The sequence below is a fragment of the Pseudoalteromonas sp. Angola-30 genome, assembly GCF_028599215.1.
GTDB lineage: Bacteria > Pseudomonadota > Gammaproteobacteria > Enterobacterales > Alteromonadaceae > Pseudoalteromonas > Pseudoalteromonas atlantica.
In genome coordinates, this window is record NZ_JAQREI010000003.1 from 127,675 (window position 1) to 147,055 (window position 19,381).

22 protein-coding genes are annotated in these 19,381 nt (G+C 40.7%); 11 read left to right on the forward strand and 11 right to left on the reverse strand.

Going from position 1 to position 19,381, the window contains the following annotated elements:
- Positions 1-78: 78 nt before the first annotated feature.
- From PSH54_RS05875 to yegD, 5 genes are all read left to right on the forward strand, one after another.
- Complete coding sequence (locus tag PSH54_RS05875; protein WP_024034236.1) at positions 79-2,343, forward strand: TonB-dependent receptor; 2,265 nt, start codon at positions 79-81, stop codon at positions 2,341-2,343.
- 106 nt (positions 2,344-2,449) lie between these two features.
- Positions 2,450-2,749 carry a hypothetical protein gene (locus PSH54_RS05880; RefSeq protein ID WP_004587389.1) on the forward strand — a complete coding sequence of 100 codons (300 nt, stop codon included), beginning with the start codon at positions 2,450-2,452 and terminating at the stop codon, positions 2,747-2,749.
- Between the two features lie 53 nt (positions 2,750-2,802).
- Positions 2,803-3,459, forward strand: coding sequence for an HAD family hydrolase (locus PSH54_RS05885; protein ID WP_273605701.1), 657 nt, complete (start codon positions 2,803-2,805; stop codon positions 3,457-3,459).
- A 33-nt stretch (positions 3,460-3,492) separates the two neighbouring features.
- Complete coding sequence (locus PSH54_RS05890) at positions 3,493-4,335, forward strand: DNA ligase (RefSeq protein ID WP_273605702.1); 843 nt, start codon at positions 3,493-3,495, stop codon at positions 4,333-4,335.
- Positions 4,336-4,396: 61 nt separating this feature from the next.
- Positions 4,397-5,761, forward strand: coding sequence for a molecular chaperone (gene yegD, locus PSH54_RS05895; protein WP_273605703.1), 1,365 nt, complete (start codon positions 4,397-4,399; stop codon positions 5,759-5,761).
- 11 nt (positions 5,762-5,772) lie between these two features.
- Here the strand turns inward: yegD and PSH54_RS05900 are convergent, their stop codons facing one another.
- From PSH54_RS05900 to PSH54_RS05910, 3 genes are read right to left on the reverse strand one after another with little or no spacing between them, the layout of a single operon-like run.
- A complete protein-coding gene (locus tag PSH54_RS05900) occupies positions 5,773-6,237 on the reverse strand; it encodes a methylglyoxal synthase (protein ID WP_273605704.1) in 465 nt (154 codons plus the stop codon).
- Positions 6,238-6,297: 60 nt separating this feature from the next.
- Positions 6,298-6,939, reverse strand: coding sequence for a LysE family translocator (locus PSH54_RS05905; protein ID WP_024034231.1), 642 nt, complete (start codon positions 6,937-6,939; stop codon positions 6,298-6,300).
- A complete protein-coding gene (locus PSH54_RS05910) occupies positions 6,936-8,129 on the reverse strand; it encodes a multidrug effflux MFS transporter (protein ID WP_055252998.1) in 1,194 nt (397 codons plus the stop codon). Before PSH54_RS05910 ends, PSH54_RS05905 begins: the two co-directional genes overlap by 4 nt.
- Positions 8,130-8,312: 183 nt before the next feature.
- Here PSH54_RS05910 and PSH54_RS05915 point away from each other — a divergent pair, with 183 nt between their 5' ends.
- Entirely contained in the window at positions 8,313-8,786 is a 474-nt protein-coding gene (locus PSH54_RS05915; protein ID WP_029773430.1) for a hotdog fold domain-containing protein, read from the forward strand.
- A gap of 7 nt (positions 8,787-8,793) precedes the next feature.
- Here the strand turns inward: PSH54_RS05915 and PSH54_RS05920 are convergent, their stop codons facing one another.
- From PSH54_RS05920 to PSH54_RS05930, 3 genes are all read right to left on the reverse strand, one after another.
- The gene (locus PSH54_RS05920) at positions 8,794-9,285 is read right to left on the reverse strand and encodes a bactofilin family protein (protein ID WP_004587381.1); all 492 of its coding nucleotides are present in this window, start codon (positions 9,283-9,285) and stop codon (positions 8,794-8,796) included.
- Complete coding sequence (locus tag PSH54_RS05925) at positions 9,275-10,438, reverse strand: M23 family metallopeptidase (RefSeq protein WP_029773431.1); 1,164 nt, start codon at positions 10,436-10,438, stop codon at positions 9,275-9,277. Before PSH54_RS05925 ends, PSH54_RS05920 begins: the two co-directional genes overlap by 11 nt.
- A 138-nt stretch (positions 10,439-10,576) precedes the next feature.
- Complete coding sequence (locus PSH54_RS05930; RefSeq protein WP_055253001.1) at positions 10,577-10,891, reverse strand: YebG family protein; 315 nt, start codon at positions 10,889-10,891, stop codon at positions 10,577-10,579.
- Positions 10,892-11,236: 345 nt separating this feature from the next.
- On the opposite strand from PSH54_RS05930, the gene PSH54_RS05935 reads away from it, so the two are divergent.
- Complete coding sequence (locus PSH54_RS05935; RefSeq protein ID WP_004587378.1) at positions 11,237-11,533, forward strand: ComEA family DNA-binding protein; 297 nt, start codon at positions 11,237-11,239, stop codon at positions 11,531-11,533.
- 11 nt (positions 11,534-11,544) lie between these two features.
- On the opposite strand, the gene PSH54_RS05940 is transcribed toward PSH54_RS05935, so the two are convergent.
- Positions 11,545-11,847, reverse strand: coding sequence for a DUF6170 family protein (locus tag PSH54_RS05940; protein ID WP_004587377.1), 303 nt, complete (start codon positions 11,845-11,847; stop codon positions 11,545-11,547).
- Position 11,848: 1 nt separating this feature from the next.
- Positions 11,849-12,367, reverse strand: coding sequence for a disulfide bond formation protein DsbB (dsbB, locus tag PSH54_RS05945; protein ID WP_273605705.1), 519 nt, complete (start codon positions 12,365-12,367; stop codon positions 11,849-11,851).
- Between the two features lie 521 nt (positions 12,368-12,888).
- Between dsbB and fadR the strand changes: the two genes are divergently transcribed.
- Both fadR and PSH54_RS05955 read left to right on the forward strand, forming a co-directional pair.
- A complete protein-coding gene (gene fadR, locus PSH54_RS05950; protein WP_004587375.1) occupies positions 12,889-13,602 on the forward strand; it encodes a fatty acid metabolism transcriptional regulator FadR in 714 nt (237 codons plus the stop codon).
- 235 nt (positions 13,603-13,837) lie between these two features.
- A complete protein-coding gene (locus tag PSH54_RS05955; protein WP_004587374.1) occupies positions 13,838-14,443 on the forward strand; it encodes a peroxiredoxin in 606 nt (201 codons plus the stop codon).
- Positions 14,444-14,531: 88 nt separating this feature from the next.
- On the opposite strand, the gene PSH54_RS05960 is transcribed toward PSH54_RS05955, so the two are convergent.
- Entirely contained in the window at positions 14,532-17,123 is a 2,592-nt protein-coding gene (locus tag PSH54_RS05960) for a TonB-dependent receptor (protein WP_096042063.1), read from the reverse strand.
- Positions 17,124-17,501: 378 nt separating this feature from the next.
- A complete protein-coding gene (gene smpB / locus PSH54_RS05965) occupies positions 17,502-17,981 on the reverse strand; it encodes an SsrA-binding protein SmpB (protein WP_004587371.1) in 480 nt (159 codons plus the stop codon).
- A 145-nt stretch (positions 17,982-18,126) separates the two neighbouring features.
- On the opposite strand from smpB, the gene PSH54_RS05970 reads away from it, so the two are divergent.
- Complete coding sequence (locus PSH54_RS05970) at positions 18,127-18,564, forward strand: type II toxin-antitoxin system RatA family toxin (protein WP_055253005.1); 438 nt, start codon at positions 18,127-18,129, stop codon at positions 18,562-18,564.
- The gene (locus PSH54_RS05975; protein WP_273605706.1) at positions 18,564-18,881 is read left to right on the forward strand and encodes an RnfH family protein; all 318 of its coding nucleotides are present in this window, start codon (positions 18,564-18,566) and stop codon (positions 18,879-18,881) included. The genes PSH54_RS05970 and PSH54_RS05975 overlap by 1 nt, the downstream gene beginning before the upstream one ends.
- Positions 18,882-18,946: 65 nt before the next feature.
- Here the strand turns inward: PSH54_RS05975 and PSH54_RS05980 are convergent, their stop codons facing one another.
- A complete protein-coding gene (locus PSH54_RS05980) occupies positions 18,947-19,306 on the reverse strand; it encodes an outer membrane protein assembly factor BamE (protein WP_004587368.1) in 360 nt (119 codons plus the stop codon).
- Between the last annotated feature and the right edge of the window lie 75 nt (positions 19,307-19,381).

Here is a 19,381-nt window from a genome sequence, read left to right on the forward strand (position 1 = left end):
GTACGAGCCCGCAATGAATACATTGCGCAACACAAAAAACCGTTGAACAAGAGTGCATACAAAAGGTTTATACCCGACATGAAAGCAATCAAAAAAACTGCAATAGCGACCATAATTAATGCTGCTTTATTATCTGCAGCTGGTACCTCTGTTTCTACTCTTGCTGCTGAAGAAGAAACTGCAAAAAAAAATAACCAATTAGAAGTTATTCAAGTTACTGCTCGTAAACGTGTAGAAAATGCACAAGAAGTGCCTGTTGCTGTATCTGCATTACAAGGTGATAACCTTGATGCTTATAGTTCTGCTGGTATGGATATTCGCTTTATGAGTGCGAAAATCCCAAGTCTTTCAATCGAATCATCGTTTGGACGTTCTTTCCCTCGTTTTTATGTTCGTGGTCTGGGTAATACCGATTTCGATCTTAATGCTTCACAACCTGTTTCATTAGTTGTTGATGAAGTGGTTCAAGAAAATGCCATTTTAAAAGGCTTTCCAGTATTTGATGTTGAGCGTGTAGAAGTACTACGTGGTCCACAAGGTACTTTGTTTGGCCGTAATACGCCGGCTGGCCTAGTTAAATTTGATACTGTTAAACCAAGCCAAGAATTTGAAGGTTACGGTGCTGTTTCTTACGGTAGCCGTGGCGCTGTAGATACAGAAGGCGCTGTAGGTGGTGCATTAACTGACCGTTTATCTGCACGTGTTTCTTTGCTATGGCAAGATAAAGATGATTACATCGACAACCAAGCGCCTGGCTTTGAAGCGAAAGACGAGCAAGGCGGCTACACAGAAAAAGCAGCGCGTATTCAGTTTTTATACGAAGGCGATGACTTTACTGCTCTTCTAAACTACCACACGCGTGACTTAGACGGCTCACCAATTGCGTTTCGTGCAAACGTTATTGAATCAGGCTCAAACGATTTAGTAGACAACTACGAGCATGATGTTGTTTATCAAGATGCCGCTGTACGCAATACCCAGCAAGTTGAATCTGAAGGCGCAAGCTTAAAGCTTGAGTGGGATATTAGCGATGAATACACGCTAACCTCTATTTCAGGTTGGGAAAGTGCAGAAATATACTCACGTGCAGATATTGACGGCGGTTACGGTGCTTCTTATATCCCTGATTACATGGGTCCAGGTTTTATTCCGTTTTCTTCAGAAAGTGCGGATGGTATTCCAGAGCAAGATCAGTTAACGCAAGAGCTTCGCCTTGCTAGTAACTTCAGCGGTGACTTAAACTACCAAGTTGGTCTTTTTTACTTTGATGAAGAGCTTACAATCGAAAACTTTAGTTACGATACGTTCTCTTCACCTGCTGGCGCTTTAAACGGTTATGTTCAGCAACAACAAGACACAACAGCATGGGCTATTTTCGGCTCTGTAGATTACATCTTCTCAGATAAGTTAAAAGTAACTGCGGGTCTTCGTTACTCTGATGACGAAAAAGATTTTGTTGCAGACCGTACAATTAGCCCAATTGGCGGTGGTGCTTTATACGTAGAGCGTAGTGTAAGTGACAGCCACGTGAGCTGGGATTTATCTGCAAACTACAAAGTTAATGACGATGTAAACTGGTACAGCCGTGTAGCAAACACGTTCCGCGCGCCTAGCTTACAAGGTCGTATTTTATTTGGTGATGACGTAACAACAGCTGAGTCAGAAACCGTAACTTCATTCGAAACCGGTATTAAATCAGACGTTCTTGACGGCCAAGGCCGTGTAAATGCAACGGTATTTTACTACACAATGGATGACCAACAGCTTACTGCTGTAGGTGGTGGTGCTAACTTTAACCGCCTAGTTAACGCTGATAAAACAACAGGCTACGGTTTTGAGCTAGATACAGAATGGGTATTAAGCGATGAGTTTAATGCAACATTTAACTTAAGTTACAACAAGACTGAAATTAAAGATGATGAGTTAGCTGTAGCGGTATGTGCTCAATGTATCGTGAATGACCCTATTAACGATGCAGGTTTAGCCGTACTAGATGGCAACAGCTTACCGCATGCGCCAGAGTGGATCTCTAACTTTACCCTTCGTTATACGAAAGAACTTGAAGATGGTAATTTCTTCGCATTAGGTGATATTTCTTACCGTAGCGAAATTAACATGTTCCTATACGATTCAGTAGAATTTGAAGGTAAAGCATTAACAGAAGTAGGTTTACGTGCAGGCTACGAGTGGGCTGAAGGTGACTACGAGTACCAAGTATCTGCATTTGTTCGTAACTTATTTGATGAGCAACAAGCAATTGGTGCGGTAGACTTCAATAACAATACGGGTATTGTTAATGAAGAGCGCTACATTGGTGCTGAATTTAAAGTTAACTTCTTCTAAAGATAACCTTAAATTTTATTAATTTTTAAAAGCCTGCCTTGTGCAGGCTTTTATGTTTTTATAAAGCTGGTAAAGTAGCGTTAATTAACTTTGATGAGATAGAAAAATGGCTGGATTTTGGAACTACCGTGTAATTTTTTGTGAAGCAACGAAAGACGAAGCAGCGCAATACCAAATACACGAAGTAGAATATAACTTAAATGGCAAAGTAACTAATTGGTCAGAAACAGGCGCAGCACCTTTTGGTACAACGCTAGATGAGTTAGCAGCTGATGCCGATCGTTTAAAAACGGCGCTAGAAAAACCAGTACTTAAAGTTGTGCGTAAAGCCCGAGGCTACGAACTGGTTGATGTTGAAACCGGTGAAGAAGCATTTGCTGAGCCACCTGCTGGCTTAACAGCATAATATTATAAAGGCGCCTAGGCGCCTTTTTTAACGTTAAAATTTAAGGAATGAGGATGAGCTTAAACGCAGTATTGTTTGATATGGATGGCACGCTAGTTGACTCTGAAAGCATGCACTTTGAGTGTTGGAGCCAGCTGCTTGCACCCTATAATGTAAGTTATAACGAAGTGGAGTTTTGTCAGCGCTTTTCAGGGCGCCCAACGTTAGAAGCAGCAATTGATATTAAAAATGAGCATAATTTAGCCGTCAGTGCACAGTTTTTAGCAGATGAAAAATATCGATTATTTGGTGAATACGTAAAAACTAATTTACCGCCTGTTATGCCTTTTACTGAGCAAACCTTACACGCTGTTAAAAACAGTGGGCTAAAAATGGCGTTAGTTACCGGCAGTGCTCGCAGCGAAGCCATGCCTATTTTAAAAGGGCTAGGTTTTTATGAGTTATTTGATACTGTAGTGACAAAAGACGATGTAACAAATCCAAAACCAGCAGGCGATCCTTATCTTTTAGCGCTTGAGCACATACATGTACACCCAGAGCATGCAATTGCTGTAGAGGACACCTTTACGGGCGTTTGTGCTGCAACTAATGCACAGGTTAGAGTCGTTGCGATTGCAAATCATCATACAATTGACCATGACTTTAGTAAGGCGACGTACAAAATGGCTGACCTAGGTGAGTTTTGGCAGTGGGTCGAATCTCAACTATAGTTATAGCCTTATTTTATTTGCAGGGATGCAGTAATGGCTCAGCTAAAGTACTTACTTTTCATTGTCAGCTTAATTGGCTCATCGCTTGTTTTTGCGGCGCAGCCTCAGGTGTTATTGGCAAAAGTATATGATGAATCTAAACATGGCAATATTAGTGAATACCTCGTCAGTGAAAAATTTGATGGTGTAAGAGCAATATGGACGGGCGATAAATTTATTACCCGTAAAGGAAATGCGATTAACGCCCCGAGTTGGTTTACGGCGCCATTACCAAATGTTTGGTTAGATGGGGAGCTGTGGATAGCGCGCACTCAGTTTTCTTTGGTCAGTGGGATTGTAAGAACTAAACGCCCCAGTAATTCAGATTGGCACGCTATACGCTATCAAATATTTGATATGCCAGACTCAACCCTTCCTTTTAGTGCGCGTTATAAAAACTACCAAGCCTTGGTAAAACAAATCAATAAGCAGCATATAACTGCAGTTAAGCAACACCGCTTTACTAGCACAGCCCAATTAACAGCGTACTTTGAAGATTTAACTAAGCAAGGGGCTGAAGGGGTGATGCTGCATTTAGCCAATGCTAAATATAAAAGCGGGCGCAGCAATACATTATTAAAGTTAAAGCCCTATCTTGATGCTGAAGCGGTTGTGATTGCACATTTACCGGGTAAAGGAAAATACACCGGTATGTTAGGTGCATTAAAAGTAAAAACACCTCATGGGCAAATATTTAAAATAGGCACGGGCTTTAGTAATAAACAGCGCCAAACACCTCCGGCTATAGGCAGCACGGTAACGTATCGGTACCATGGGTTAACAAAGCATGGCTTACCACGTTTTGCGAGCTTTTTAAGGGTGAGGGAGGGCCATTAGCGTTTATAATTTTGGCAAAGTATGCTAAATTGCGCGGCCTTTTTCTAATGTATGGTGAAGTATGTTTGTAGGTTTTGATTACGGTAGTTCTAATTGTGCCATGGGTGTTATGGAGCAAGAGGAAGTACAGTTAGTGCCACTTGAGCAAGGAAAACATTATTTACCTTCTACTCTTTATACGCACCATAGCGCATTAGTTGTCGACTTTGTGGCAAAGCATTTAAAAGGCACTGCCCACGAGCATGACTTTTTAACGCAGCGCCAAGCTTTATTAAATACACTCCCACGTATTAAGTCAGATCTTGATTTACAACCTACAGATGAAACGCTTTTTATTGGCCGTGAAGCCATTAGTGAATATGTGCAGTTTCCTGAAGAAGGCTACTTTGTAAAATCACCTAAATCATTTTTTGGTGCCACAGGCTTAAAGCAAGGGCAAATTAATTTTTTTGAAGATATTGCTACCGCAATGATTTTAAAAATAAAGCAACGCGCAGAGCTTTCACTTAAAACCCCATTGACGCAAACGGTTATTGGTCGTCCAGTTAACTTTCAGGCTGTTGGCGGTGAGCAGTCAAATCAGCAAGCTGTAGGTATTTTAGAGCGCGCAGCTAAGCGTGCGGGCTTTAAAGACGTTGAGTTTTTATACGAACCGCTTGCAGCAGGGATTGATTACGAAAGTAGTTTAGTGGAAGACCAAAAAGTGCTGGTTATTGATATTGGCGGTGGTACCAGCGATTGCTCGTTTGTACAAATGGGGCCAAGCTTTAGAGGTAACAGTGACCGCGATAGTGACTTTTTAGCCCACAGCGGTAAGCGAGTTGGCGGGAATGACTTAGATATAGCGCTTAGTTTTCATGGTTTAATGCCATTGCTTGGTTTAGGCAGTACCTTTAAATCCGGCCTACCTTTACCAAACCAACCTTTTTGGCAAGCCTGTAAAATTAATGATGTAAATTTACAAAGTCAGTTTTATAGTGAAAGCCACTATCGAGAACTCACTGCCCAATTACGCGATGTCAGTGCACCTGCGCTTTTCAAACGCTTAATTCATCTACAGCAAAATAAACAGGGCCATCAGTTAGTACAGCAAGGTGAGGCGGCTAAAATAGCGCTTTCATCGGCAGATGCTTTTGATTGCGATCTTCGCTTTTTAGATAATGACCTTAGTAAAAACCTATCGGTTAGCGATTTAGCGGTTGCAGTAGAAAGTAGTATTAGCCAAATAGTAACGTTAGCAAAACAAGCAATTACCGATGCAGGAACCACCCCAGACGTTATTTATTTAACAGGGGGGAGTGCGCAGTCACCACTTATTAAAGCCGCGTTAAGTGAGCATTTAGGTGATATTAAAATGCTGAATGGCGATCACTTTGGTAGTGTAACGGCTGGCCTAACAAAATGGGCCAGCATGCTTTATAAGTAGCTTAAAAGGCTTTAAAGACTGATTTGTCGGGTTGCGAGGTATTTTTCGTAATCTGGCAAAGTACGTTCAAGCTCAGTGTCCATTAAGGGCGAGCTTAATAACATGTCGGCGCTGACTTCATTACAGGCCACAGGAATATTCCAAACAGCAGCTAAACGCAGTAATGCTTTAACATCAGGGTCGTGTGGTTGTGATGCCAACGGATCCCAAAAAAACACCAATACATGAATTTCGTGCTCGGCAATTTTAGCTCCTAGCTGTTGATCGCCCCCCATAGGACCACTTAATAGCTGAATAACCTCTAGCCCGGTGGTTTTTTCGATTAAATGGCCTGTGGTGCCAGTACCGTATAAGGTGTGTCTGCTTAAGGCTTCTTTGTGTTTTTCGCACCATAATTTAAGCGCGGCTTTTTTACCATCATGCGCAACTAAGGCAATATTTTTATTAGCGGGTAGCAATTGTTTTTTTTGTTCCATGCTGCATCTTATTTTGTTGAGTAACCAAGGCTTTGGTTAAGTAATACCAATTTAGTGTAATTAGTATAATAAATTAATGGCCAGTGCAATAAATACCATGCCGGTCACTCGGTCTATCCAAAGCTGGCTATGTGGGTATTTTTTGAAAAATTGCGCTATTTTGTCGCCAAAGTAAATATACGTACAGTCAATTGGGAAAGCAAAAATAGGGTAGAGCAGGCCAAAAAATGCTAATTGAAACGTTGCCGATGATAAGCTTGGGTCTACAAACTGCGGGATAAAAGCAATAAAAAATAACGCTACTTTAGGGTTTAATACCTCGGTCATCATGGCTTGAAACATGACATTTGGCTTTTTACTGGTGCTTACATGAGGCTTATCATCACTAGCGCAATCCACGGTATTTTGCTGCGAAAAAGTGCTTTTAATCATCACAAACCCTAAATAGCACAAATACGCCGCTCCTAAGTACTGAACTGCGCTATAAGCGGTAGGCGAGGCTTTTAACACCGCGCTTAATCCAATAACAGCAAAAAATGTGTGTATTACTCCACCTAAAGCAAAGCCAAATGCGCTTTGCATACCTGCCGCTCTGCCATTGGCAAATGTTTGCGCCATTAAAAATGCGTTTGATGGCCCAGGGGCCACCGCCATTAAAAAGCTCGCCAGTAAAAATGATGCTAAAAAATCAGGGTTGATCATGTATTAACCGGGTGCAATGTATGGGCTTTTTTACTCATTAAAATTAGCCAAAGTGGTGCCAGTAATAATAAATGAAAAGCAATTAGCCAAGGTGTGCTAAGGCCTAAATATTGCGTTAAAAACACAAGCACACTAGCGCCACTCATTTGCATAGCACCAATTAAAGCAGAGGCTGTACCGGCTTGTTTTGGAAAGCGCGATAACGCCATACCAGCCGCAGAGCCTAAGCTCAGGGCAAAGCCAAGTGCTGCAATTAAAATAGGTAGCATAAGCGCAATGGCCGATTCTATATGACTAAGTGCAATCATTAATATGCCAGAGGCCACCAATACTGTAACCCCAACACGCAGGGCTTTTTGGCTATTACGTTTAATATAAATGGGCGTAATAAAGCTGGCTACAATACTTAATACGGCATTGAGCGTAAACCAAAAAGTAAAGTCGGCAACGGTGCCCCCTAAGTGCGTAATTATCCACCCAGGTGCCAAGGTGACATACACAAGAATCGCCGACATGGCGACCATACACAGTAAGCTATTAAATAAAAATATCGGTGTTTTTAATATTGGCACAAAGCGGCGTAAGTCCAATATATGCCCTTGGTAGTGACTATCAGCAGGGCGGGTTTCTCTAAATAAGGTGAGCGTAATGACTAGGCCCGCTAACGCAAATAAGGTTAAAAACATAAAGTTCATGCGCCAGCCAAATTGCACGGTAAGCCAAGCACCTAAAATAGGCGCAAGCGCAGGAATAAAACACACTATTCCATTTAAATAGGTAATCATCTGCCCGCTGCGTTCGCTGCCGTATTTATCACGTACAATGGCAAAAGCAACAACAAACGTAGCACATGCACCTAACCCTTGCAGAGCGCGTGCAAACATTAATACAGCAAAAGAGGGTGCCATGTAGGCAAGTAAGGCTGAGCCTGCATATAAGCTAACACCTACAACCGCTACCGGCTTTCGGCCAAACTTATCAGCAAGCGGCCCTGCAATTAATTGCCCTAAACCCACAGTAAGCATAAAAATAGCCACCGTTTGCTGAACCTGTTGTTCGGTTACGTTAAATTGCGTGGCAATAGTTGGAAAAGCGGGAAGATAAATATCAATTGCCATAGGGCAAAATATTACGAGTAACGCTAAGATGAGTAATAAAATTAAGTTAGGTTTAGCGGGCTGTGTTTGCATTAGGTCTCCTTTTGCTGGCTATTTTAGGTGCCCGCTTATAAAAAAGAAAGGGCTTATGAGTGAGCCTCGCTTTATTGTGATAAATATTTCATGACATTAGGATTAACAGCACAGTGAATTGCGCTTTTTTTAACTGGTCTGATGTGTTAGTTTGAATTTATAAACACAAAATGGGAAATAACAATGAGTAATAAATCAGCCCTTTTAAAAACCTGGCTTAAATTTAAACGCTTACCTTTTGGAAATTGGTTGTTTAGCAAAGCGGTATGCATAAAAGCCCCGTATTTTGGCTCAATGAAACCTTACGTGCTCGATTTAAGAGAAGGGCACTGTAGCGCTGTCGTAAAAAACCGCCGTAGTGTGCATAACCATATTGGGACTATTCATGCTATTGCACAATGTAACTTAGCTGAGCTGTGTGCTGGTGTAATGGTAGATGCCACCGTGCCTTATAAAACGCATCGCTGGATCCCAAAAGGAATGACGGTACACTATTTAGCAAAGGTTGATACCGATGTAACTGCTATTGCAGAAATCGACTTGCCTCGCCAATGGGTAGATAAAGAAGATTTAGTGGTGCCAGTTAAGCTTTACAATACCCGCAATGAACTGGTGTTCACTGCAGATATTACGATGTACATAACCGAGAAAAAGTAATGAGCGCTTAATTAGATTTGGCTTTATCAGCGGCTTGCTTATTAACAAACGACAAGTCGCTATCAGCATCATCAAGCAAAGTTTTTACTTCTTTAGCCGGCTTTAAATCTTCGCTAATAAGTTCCGGTTCTTCTTTTTCAAAGCGCTGTTTTAAGCTGCCTTCAATAATGGCTCCCGCATCAATACTTAGTGTATCGTGAAAAACATCGCCATGTACGTGAGCACTGCTTTGAATATTCACTTCACTTGCGTTTAGTGAGCCAATAATTTTGCCTTTTACAATTACACTTTTAGCTTCAACCACACCTTCAACAATGCCGGTAGAGCCAATTACCAAGTGCTCTGCCTTTATATCGCCATCAATTCGGCCATCTAGCTGCACTTCGCCCTGGCTTGTAAGTGTGCCAGTTAAGCGCACATCTTCAGAAATAATAGAAGGGGTATGATTTACTCTTTTTAACGTAGTTTGACTACTTGGTTGCTTTTTTTTACCGAACACGAGAAAGCGCCTTTGTTATTTTTAGAGGATTGACATGTTTGCCATCGAGTAACACTTCATAGTGTAAGTGGGTGCTGGTACTTCTGCCAGTACTGCCCATTAATCCAATTACCTCATTTTTAGCAATTGTTTGGCCTTTTTTCACTTTAATTTTATTTAAGTGGCCAAAACGGGTGACCAAGCCATTTTTGTGCTCTAGCTCGATAAAGTTACCATAGCCGCCATTTTTACCAGCGCGCAATACACGTGCATCAGCAGGGGCAAAAATTTCGGTTTTATGCCAGCCGGCTAAATCAACACCTTTGTGAAAAGCGCGGCGGTTGTTCATCGGATCTTTACGTAACCCAAAGTTGCTCGAAATATAGTATTTAGCCGCAGGCAAGGGCAGTGAGTTAGGCAGCTCTGTTAAAAAGTTTTCAAGGTTGTTAAGTAATAATAGCTTATCAACAATGGCTAAAAACTGCCCTGGTATTTTAGTTTCGTCAAATACATCTAACGGGCCACCTTGCGCACTGGTTTGTGCGCCCAGTGCTAAATGTTGTTCAAGGGCTGATTCTAAGCCTGCGCCTTTTAACATCGCTAAAATTGCATCATGGCGTTTATTAATTTGCGCATCAATAAGCGCAAAATTGTGCTCGTAGTATTTATTTAAGCGCTCGTAACGTGCGGCAAAAGTGATTGGCGTTAGAAGGCTCGCATGTTTGTCTTTCGGCTCTTCATCTACAAGTGGTTCATGAAACTCGCCTTTGTCTTGATTAACAGGCGACTCAAGTTGTTCTTCTAGTTTTATTGTCTCTTTACTAATAGATGCGGGGAGGGATTCAATCATACCTTGCAAAAGTGCTTGCTTTTGCTCTAGTACAGCAAGTTGTTCTAATTGCTTAGCGTGCAGTGCTTTTTGTTCTTGGACCTGTTTTTGCCACGCTTGTTGTTTGTCAATTTGGCTTTGTTCTATGTCGGTAATTTTATTTGTTTGGCTATAAACACGAAAACTAGAAATACCGACCCAAGTAATAGTGCCTAAAATAAGCAGTACTGTAAAAAGCTGAAACCAAGGTGCCAAAACAACATGCTTAACTTCGCCATTTTGACGAATAAGCAACTGACGGGCTGGGAAAAATTTTTGGTAAAAAGACTTAATAAATACTGACATGGCACATAAACACTCGCTATTAACCGGATTAATGTATCAATTTCAGTCTAAAAAGCCAGAAAAAATTTGTAACTGTTCAAAAATTAATAAAAAAGGGCTGCTATTTAGTAGCAGCCCTTTATTTAAAATAGTCACAAATTAGCTAGCTTGTTGTTCGTCGTTATCTTTTATTGATGCTACGTTGTCGGCTTTTTTAGCTTTAGCTGTACTTTTTGTTGTGGGTTCTTTTGCGCCTTTTAACACCGCCATAAAGTCATCTTTACTCTTTGCAATTTCAAGCGCAAGCGATTCAACCTGTTGCTCGCTCAGTGGCACATCTACTTTTTCCAGCATTACTTCAAGCGATTCTGCTATATCGAGCATTTTGTCATAGGCATCCGCTTCTTTTTTAGTAGTAAACGTCATTCGCTCAACTCCGTTTCGTTCTACAACATATTTAACAACAACAGCCATGATCTCTCCTGCTTGATTGCGTGGTAATGTGGTTACTGACCTGTAGGTCACTGTTTTTATATACAGTAAATGTTTGTGTGTAAAATTGCAAGCATTCGGTGCATTTTTAGCTTGTCATCAATTTGACAAAAAAGCGTAACTTTACTTTAGTTAAGCAATCACTTGTTGTACCAGCTGCATTTTAGGTTTTCGGATTTAGGTGATTATGCACTGGAAATAATATAAGTGATGCGCGTTGCTCCTTATTTAACATTATTTCCTCAAATAAAAATTAAGCACATGTTTAAAGCCAAATTAGCAGTTTAACTATAACGCTTTGGTATAAACAAAAATAAGGAATAACAAATGAAAAATCTATTAACGCTACTTATTATTAGCTTTTTAAGCTTTAGCGCGTTTACCCACGCTAACCCTGTTGAAGATAAGCCTATGGTTGAAATGCCGCAAGCGCCAGTTATTAATATTAATAGTGCCGACTCAGAAATGCTGGCCAAGTTGCCTGGAATTGGTAAGAAAAAAGCGCAGGCTATTGTTGATTACAGGGTTGAAAATGGCGAATTTGCCCAGCTGAGCGATTTAGCTAACGTAAAAGGAATAGGTAAAAAGCTTGTAGCTAAACTAGAAGGAAAAGTGTCTTTATAATAGGCAGGGCGCTAAGCGCCCTGTGAATACTGCTCAAGTGCTTTGGCTAAATATTTTTTAGCGAAGTTTATTTCAATCGGGGTGGTTAAAAGCGGGTAACACAGGCCACCTAAAATTAAAAAGGGAATGAGTTCCCACCCTTTAAAAACAGTAAATAATAAAAACAATGGGCTGAGCAATATCAGCTTTACTATTCTTAATAACACTCTATCGGTAGCAGGTAGCATACTTAGCGCAATAGCAACAACGGCTTGTCGCTGCCTCACTTTAAGGTGCTTTAGTTCAGGCAGCTGACTGGTAAAAAACGTAAACATATTAAATAGTCTTTTTAGTAAGTAAGCGAGTGGTAACAATTACAAAAAGCGTGATAGTAAATAACGCAAATAGTATTTCCATCCATGCTGGCATACTTAATCCCGCAAATTGCCAATCGATATTACCGCAATCCCCTGTGGCTTGAAAAAAGCTTGGGATCCATTCATGCAATGGCATAAATGAAGGAAAGTTTGGCTCAAACTCACAGCTAAACGCAAAGGGATCGGTGGTTGTTTGCATTTCAATGTGCTCACGCGCAATAAAGTAACCCCACACACTTGATACATCCCACACTAAATAAGCGATAGCGCGTACTAATTTACTTTGTGGTTTAGTTGCGCCAATAATGCCTGCCCCTAATAAGCCTAATACCGCAGTTCGCTGGTAAATACACATAATGCATGGAGCAAGGCCCATCTGGTATTGAAAAAACAGTGCGGTGACTTCTAATAAAAATACAATGCCTGTAAATAGTAGCCATGGAGTACGTTGAGTAGGGAGTTGTGCTAGCCAGTTCATAAAAAATCCGCATTGAAATAAGACGTTGAATTATGTACTAGGATAAAGTAACGAGCAACAAAAAGGGTAAAAAAGCTACCGAAGTGGCTTTTTTTAAGATGAAATTAATAAGCGGTTATGGGCAATCCTATTTAGGGAAAGGTTAAGCTTTTTTGCTAAGTAAACATGTAATATAAGATTGGTTCGCTAAAAAGGCTTGATTAAACGTTACAGTTAACAGGCTCTGCTGTATGCAATATTTTGAATGTACTTGCTGCCGCACACGGGAATTATTGTAGTAATGCAATGGTGAAGCAAAAACAGCAATAGTATTAATGTACCTACTATGAATAGGGTTAATTTATTTAGCGAATTAGGCCTAATTTAAGCATGTTGAATTTTATTATTTACTATTGCGAAATTTTCAGCGGTTGGTTGGCACTTATATCAACGAGTTTACTTGTTAGTTATATTTCATCTGGTACAATCTGTCAGTTATTCGTATAAAACGATGAGTTGTGATTAATTCGAGTGGGAATTGAATGAGAATTTTTAAAGCTAAAAGCCCAGCAGGATTTGCTGAAGAGTATATAGTTGAATCTATCTGGAACGGCGATTTCCCTCCAGGTTCAATTCTACCTGCAGAGCGTGAGCTTTCTGAGTTAATTGGTGTAACCAGAACAACCTTACGTGAAGTACTGCAACGTTTAGCACGCGATGGCTGGCTAACTATTCAGCACGGCAAGCCAACCAGAGTGAATAACTTTTGGGAAACATCGGGTTTAAACATACTCGAAACGCTGGCGCGCTTAGATGAAGACAAAATGCCAGAGCTGACCGATCAGTTATTATCTGCACGTACTAATATTAGTGCTATTTATACCCGTGCAGCGATAAAGCTTAACCCTGAGCGTGTTATTGAGATTTTATCAAAAAGCGATGAACTTGAAGACACTGCGCAAGCTTTTGCAGATTACGATTACAAAGTACACCACGAATTAGCTGTCGCTGGTAATAACCGCATATACGTACTTATACTTAACGGTTTTAGAGGGTTTTACTTTAAAATTGGTTGTCATTATTTCTCAGACGCAGGCACTCGCCAGTTAGCACGTCAATTTTATAAAGACCTAACAGTATTGGCTGAAAACCGTGAGCATGATGGCGCGATTTCAATGATGCGTAAGTTTGGCCATCAAACCGGTGAAATCTGGCAAAATATTAAAGGCGATATGCCTTCCGATATCATGGATTAACCCATTTTTAAAACCTGCAAATGCAGGTTTTTTTATAGGCGTAATAAAGTTTTAATATCTGTTCGGTATTTTCGATTGTGCACATCGCTAAATACGATTGTTCTTTTTTCCTTATTAAATTTAAAATGCCACGTAATTATGTGTTGGCGCTATTGTTTTTTTATTTTTAGCGCCCATATAAGTATCAGCATTGCGTATGCAATCGACAACAAACTCAAAATATTTGGAGAATAAAATGGGTGTATTAGTAGGCCGCCAGGCACCAGACTTTACCGCTGCAGCTGTACTAGGTAATGGTGAAATTGTAGATAGCTATAACCTTCATGAAACAATTAAAGGTAAAAAAGCAGTAATCTTCTTTTACCCACTAGATTTCACGTTTGTATGTCCTTCAGAACTTATCGCATTTGATAAGCGTTACGAAGAATTCCAAAAGCGTGGCGTAGAAGTAATTGGTGTTTCTATCGATTCACAATTCTCACACAACGCATGGCGTAACACTGCTGTAGCAGACGGCGGTATTGGTAAAGTTCAATACGCACTAGTTGCAGACGTTAAGCACGAAATTTGTAAAGCATACGACGTTGAGCACCCTGAAGCGGGCGTTGCATTTCGTGGCTCTTTCCTAATCGATGAGGAAGGTAACGTACGTCACCAAGTAGTGAACGACTTACCACTTGGTCGTAACATCGACGAAATGATCCGCATGGTTGACGCGCTAGCATTTCACAGCGAAAACGGCGAAGTATGTCCTGCTGGTTGGGAAGAAGGTAAAAAAGGTATGGACGCAAGCCCTGAAGGTGTTGCTAAGTTCCTATCTGAAAACGAAGGCGAGCTATAATTTAGCCCCTACGTTTTAATAAAAAAAACCGCCATATGGCGGTTTTTTTGTTTTTAGCATAGCCCATTTAATAATGGGCTATATTAAATTAAAACGAGAAGGTTACTTTAGTGTAGAAGTAACGACCTCGTGGGTTGTGTACACCCGATGCATACCCGTAAAGGTCGGCATCGCCATCACCAATGGCAAATGGTGGCTCTTCGTCAAATACGTTATTTACACCAAGCGACACTTTAGTTGCATCACTTACACGGTAAGATGTTTGTAAATCTACCAGTGCTTGCGAGTCAACCATACGCGATGTATTGCTATCAAAGTCTAAGTTACCGTCAAAGTCTATATCTGGGGTATCTTCAAACTCGCCTACGTAGCTAATATTTACGTTGGTATTAAATTGTCCAATTTCCCAGTTAGTAGAGAAAATCCAGCGGTGCTCTGGGTAATTGTATTCACCCGTGTAATCGCGGCCGTCTTTTTCAAACTTGTTTTGGTACGCCCATTCTAAGTTAAATTTAAGCAAGCCTAAATCATCCAGCGAATGGTTGTAATTTGCTGATAAATCAACACCTGACACTTCTTGCGAAGAGACGTTTTCAAAGGTGCTGTATATTTTTTGAATGGTGCCTAAGCTATTACCACCACTAGGTGCTAAGCGTACACACACCGTGCTATCTTGGTTATTACACTCAGAGTTATAAATTGGGCCAAATTCTTGTTCATCAATTTTATTATCTTGGGTAATACTCCACACATCTACGCTTAAACCAAACTCAGCAGAAGGTGCCCAAATAAAGCCAACGTTCCATGATTCTGACTCTTCGGCTTCTAAGTCAGGGTTACCAGCAAATTCAATGTTGTAATCTAGCGCGTCACAATCAAGGCCAGTTGCTTCACAGCGATAAGTATCTACAAAAAACTGACTTTCTTGTGATGGACCTAAACCTACTTGTGCAAGCGATGGCGCTCTAAACCCTTGTGCCCACGAACCACGAATGGTTATTTCGTCGGTAGGTGCCCAACGTAAAGCGACTTTAGGGTTTGTTGTATTACCAAAGTCGCTGTAATCATCGTAACGGCCAGCGAGTTGTAGCTCTAGGTTTTCAGCAAGTGGGATTGAAAATTCCACATAGGCTGCGTATTGGTCGCGCTCTGCTGCAGCAGACACAGACTCAGTACCAAAAATTAAACCGCGCTGAAATTGGTCATCCGGTGTATCGGTTACATCTTCTTCACGGTATTCAATACCCGCGGCCATCATAACCACATCATCACCAAAGCTAAATGCTTCACCAGAGATGTTAGCGTCGAATGAGGTCATATGAGACTCACCGCGGCGAACTAAGCTTGTGGTAATTCTGTCAATGACTTCTGGGCTGTTATAGGTGCCACCAAATGGGTTGTAGTTACCGGCATCAATTTCTTGTTGTAAAAAGTCGGTGCGAACCCAACCTTGCGAGCGATCGCCTGTTTGAAGTGATTTACTACGGCCTTTTTGAACTGCAGCTTCCCAGCTCCATTCCTTAATTTCGCCTCTTAGGCCAGCTACAAAGCGAAGTGTGTCTGATTCAATATCCCATTGGCGAGCGCCTGCATCAACCGTACGGTAACGGCCAATTTGAATATCTTCACCAAACGGGTTGTTAGGGTGGCTAGCGGGTACTGTTAAACCTGCATCTTCATCTAGTGGAGTAGGGGCACCGGCTGCAACTGAGGTATTATGCTGCACTGCCATTTCTAAAAAGCCGGTAATACCATTATCAAAATTGTATTCAAATTGAGAAATAGCACCTACGCGCTCAGACTCAGGGGCGATGTAGCCAAATGGGCCGTAATCAAATAAACAACTACCGCTTGATGTGGCGTTTTCTGCAGGGCAATCTGGGTCAATTGTTTTTACACCATCAACATAAAAGTAGCCTGGAAAGCCACGAGAAGAGCGAAAGTCTTCGCCGCCATAAGGCGATTGATTAGCGGTGCCTAAGCTGCCCATTTCATCTGACGAAAGCGAGGTGTTTTTAAAGTAATCAATAATAATTGAGGCGCTGCTTTTTTCGCTAGTTGTACCCCATACTAAACTTGCTGTTGTTTCTTCGTAATTAGGGCCATCGGTACCACCGTAGCCTAAGTTTAGTTCAACGCCATCTATGTCTTTTTTCAAAATAACGTTGACTACGCCCGCTACTGCATCAGAGCCATAAATTGCTGATGCGCCATCTTTTAAAATATCAATGCGTTCAATCGCCGATACCGGAATACTATTAATATCGACAAATGAGTTTGTTATACCTTCGGCAAAGGCACTAATAGCCACACGGCGGCCGTTGATTAGTACCAATGTAGCATCAGCACCTAAACCACGTAGGCTGACCGCGGCAGATCCATTTGCAGTTGAATCTTGGTTGTTGCCGCGTGTTGAGAAAGTACCGCTGCCTGCCACAGGCATTCTTTCGAGGAGTTGTTGAAGGTTATCGTAACCCATGTTTTCGATATCTGCTCTGCCAATAGATTGTACTGGCGAAGGCCCTTCGATATCGGTGCGTTTTATGCGCGAACCTGTTACTTCAATGCGTTCTACTTTTTTTGCTTCTTCAGCAGCATAAGCTGTTGTTGTAAACCCTGCTGAAAGTGCGATTGTAGCACCTGCAATTATGCTAGGTGTAAATGCAATTGATTGCTTCATCCTTAAGTCCTTGTTGATATGTTATAAATTTAGTTGCTTAACAAGCGGTGACATTAATACCATGTAACTTAAGTGTTATCAATCTACACCCTTTGCGATTTTAGTATGAGTTTTTGTAGAGTATTGAGGGAAAAATATTCAATAATAGAAACAACGAAAAAGGATAGACAAGGCTAAATTACTCGCTTTGTACCATAAAATTTGCGCACTAAAATGGACAGGCATCTAAAGAAATTAAAAAAATAAATAAAGTGTAATAATTTATTTATATCATGCACAGGGATGAATTAAATAAAGCTGAGGGGAATTTGATCAGGTTGTTTTATATTTAACCGGTGAGAAATTAAAAAAAACGCCTAAATAAATTAGGCGTTGTGTTTATACTTTATGTTTCATGAGGCGTTCTTTCTCACGCGACCAATCTTTATTTTTGCCGTCTTCACGTTTGTCATGCATTTTTTTACCTTTTGCTAAGTGAAATTCAAGTTTCACCCAACATTTTTTCCAATACATGGCAGTGGCAACAAGTGAGTAGCCATCTCGTTCAGTGGCACCGACTAATCTATCAAGCTCTTTGCGGCTTAATAGCAGTTTACGGTATCGCATTGGATCGCAAATAACATGAGTCGAGGCGCTATTTAAAGGCTGAATTTGACTGCCTAATAAAAAAGCTTCGCCATTTTTAAGATGAATATAAGTTTCTGAGATGTTTACCTTACCAGCTCGGATACTTTTTACTTCCCAGCCCTGTAGTTCAACACCTGCTTCAAACTTGTCGTGTAAAAAATACTCATGACGCGCTTTTTTGTTAAGCGCGATGGTATTACTGTTCGATTTTGATGATTTGTTCTTAGCCATAGTGCCCTATAATATACGTATTAAGAGATGTTTTACATCGATTTTTTATATGTGCCTTTAAAATAATCTGGTGAACTTAAGACCATGAAAATTTGGGGAAACGCGCAAAGCTTGCTAAAATTCGCCCACACAGTTGGGAGTGAGTATGCCACAAATAGAAAAAAGTGCGCTGGTTATGTACAGCACTAAAGAGATGTTTGACCTAGTTAATGATGTAGAAGCTTATCCGCAGTTTTTACCTAATTGCTCAGACTCTAAAATCGTTTCGCAGCACAATAATAACATGACCGCGAGTTTAGAAATATCCAAGGCGGGTATAAAAAAGTGGTTTACCACTGAAAACACCTTTATTGACGAGCAAACCGTGCAATTAAGGCTGGTTGATGGCCCATTTAAAACTCTTAAAGGGCGTTGGCATTTTCAAGCGTTAGATAAAAAAGCCTGTAAAGTTGAGCTTAAGCTTGAATTTGAATTCTCTAGCAAGCTTATAGAATTGGCGTTTGGTAAAATATTTAATGATGTAGCTAAAAATATGGTTAGTGCATTCACGCAACGTGCAAAAGATGTATACGGAGCAAGATAATGATTAGCATTGAGATAGTTTTTGCATTACCGACTAAAGCAACCACATTAACAGTGGAAGTAGCGCAAGGAACCACAGCCGAACAAGCTGTTATTCAATCGGGGATCATTGAAAAGTGCCCTGAAATAGACCCAACTGCGCTTACTTTAGGTGTATGGAATAGAACAGTAAAAGCGCATTACGAATTAAAAGATGGCGACAGAATAGAAATTTATCGTCCACTAATTGCAGACCCTAAAGATGCTCGAAGAAAGCGTGCTGAAAAAGCAAAAGAGGAAGGTCGAGCAAATAAAGTTACCGGTGGGCGTCCTTTATAAAGGTTATTAATGTAGTAAATAAAAAAGGTGAGCTATGCTCACCTTTTTTTTAATAACTAAAGCGTTTACTGCTCTAGCGGAGTATCAAAGTTTTCTGGTTGATCATAATCACCCGAAACAGCAACTAGTTGATCATTTTCAAATTTAACCAGCAACTCTTTATGCTGCTCATTATCGCGGCCTTTGTTAAAGCTGTACACATAACGCCAGGTACTATTATCAAACGCATCTTCTGCTATTGGACGACCTAATACATAAATAACTTGCTCTCGTGTCATGTTTACACGAAGCTTATCTACATCTGATTGCTCTAAAAAGTTACCCTGTGGGATATTGATTCTATATACCCAGCTAGAACAACCGGCTAAAGAGCTGAATGTGAGAGCAACGATAAGCCAAAGAGAAAAAGTTTTTAACGACTGCATTGTTAGTTGTGATCCTTATTTTTTATAATCTGCATGATACCGATTAGTCACTGAAGGTAAAACCCTTTTAAGAAA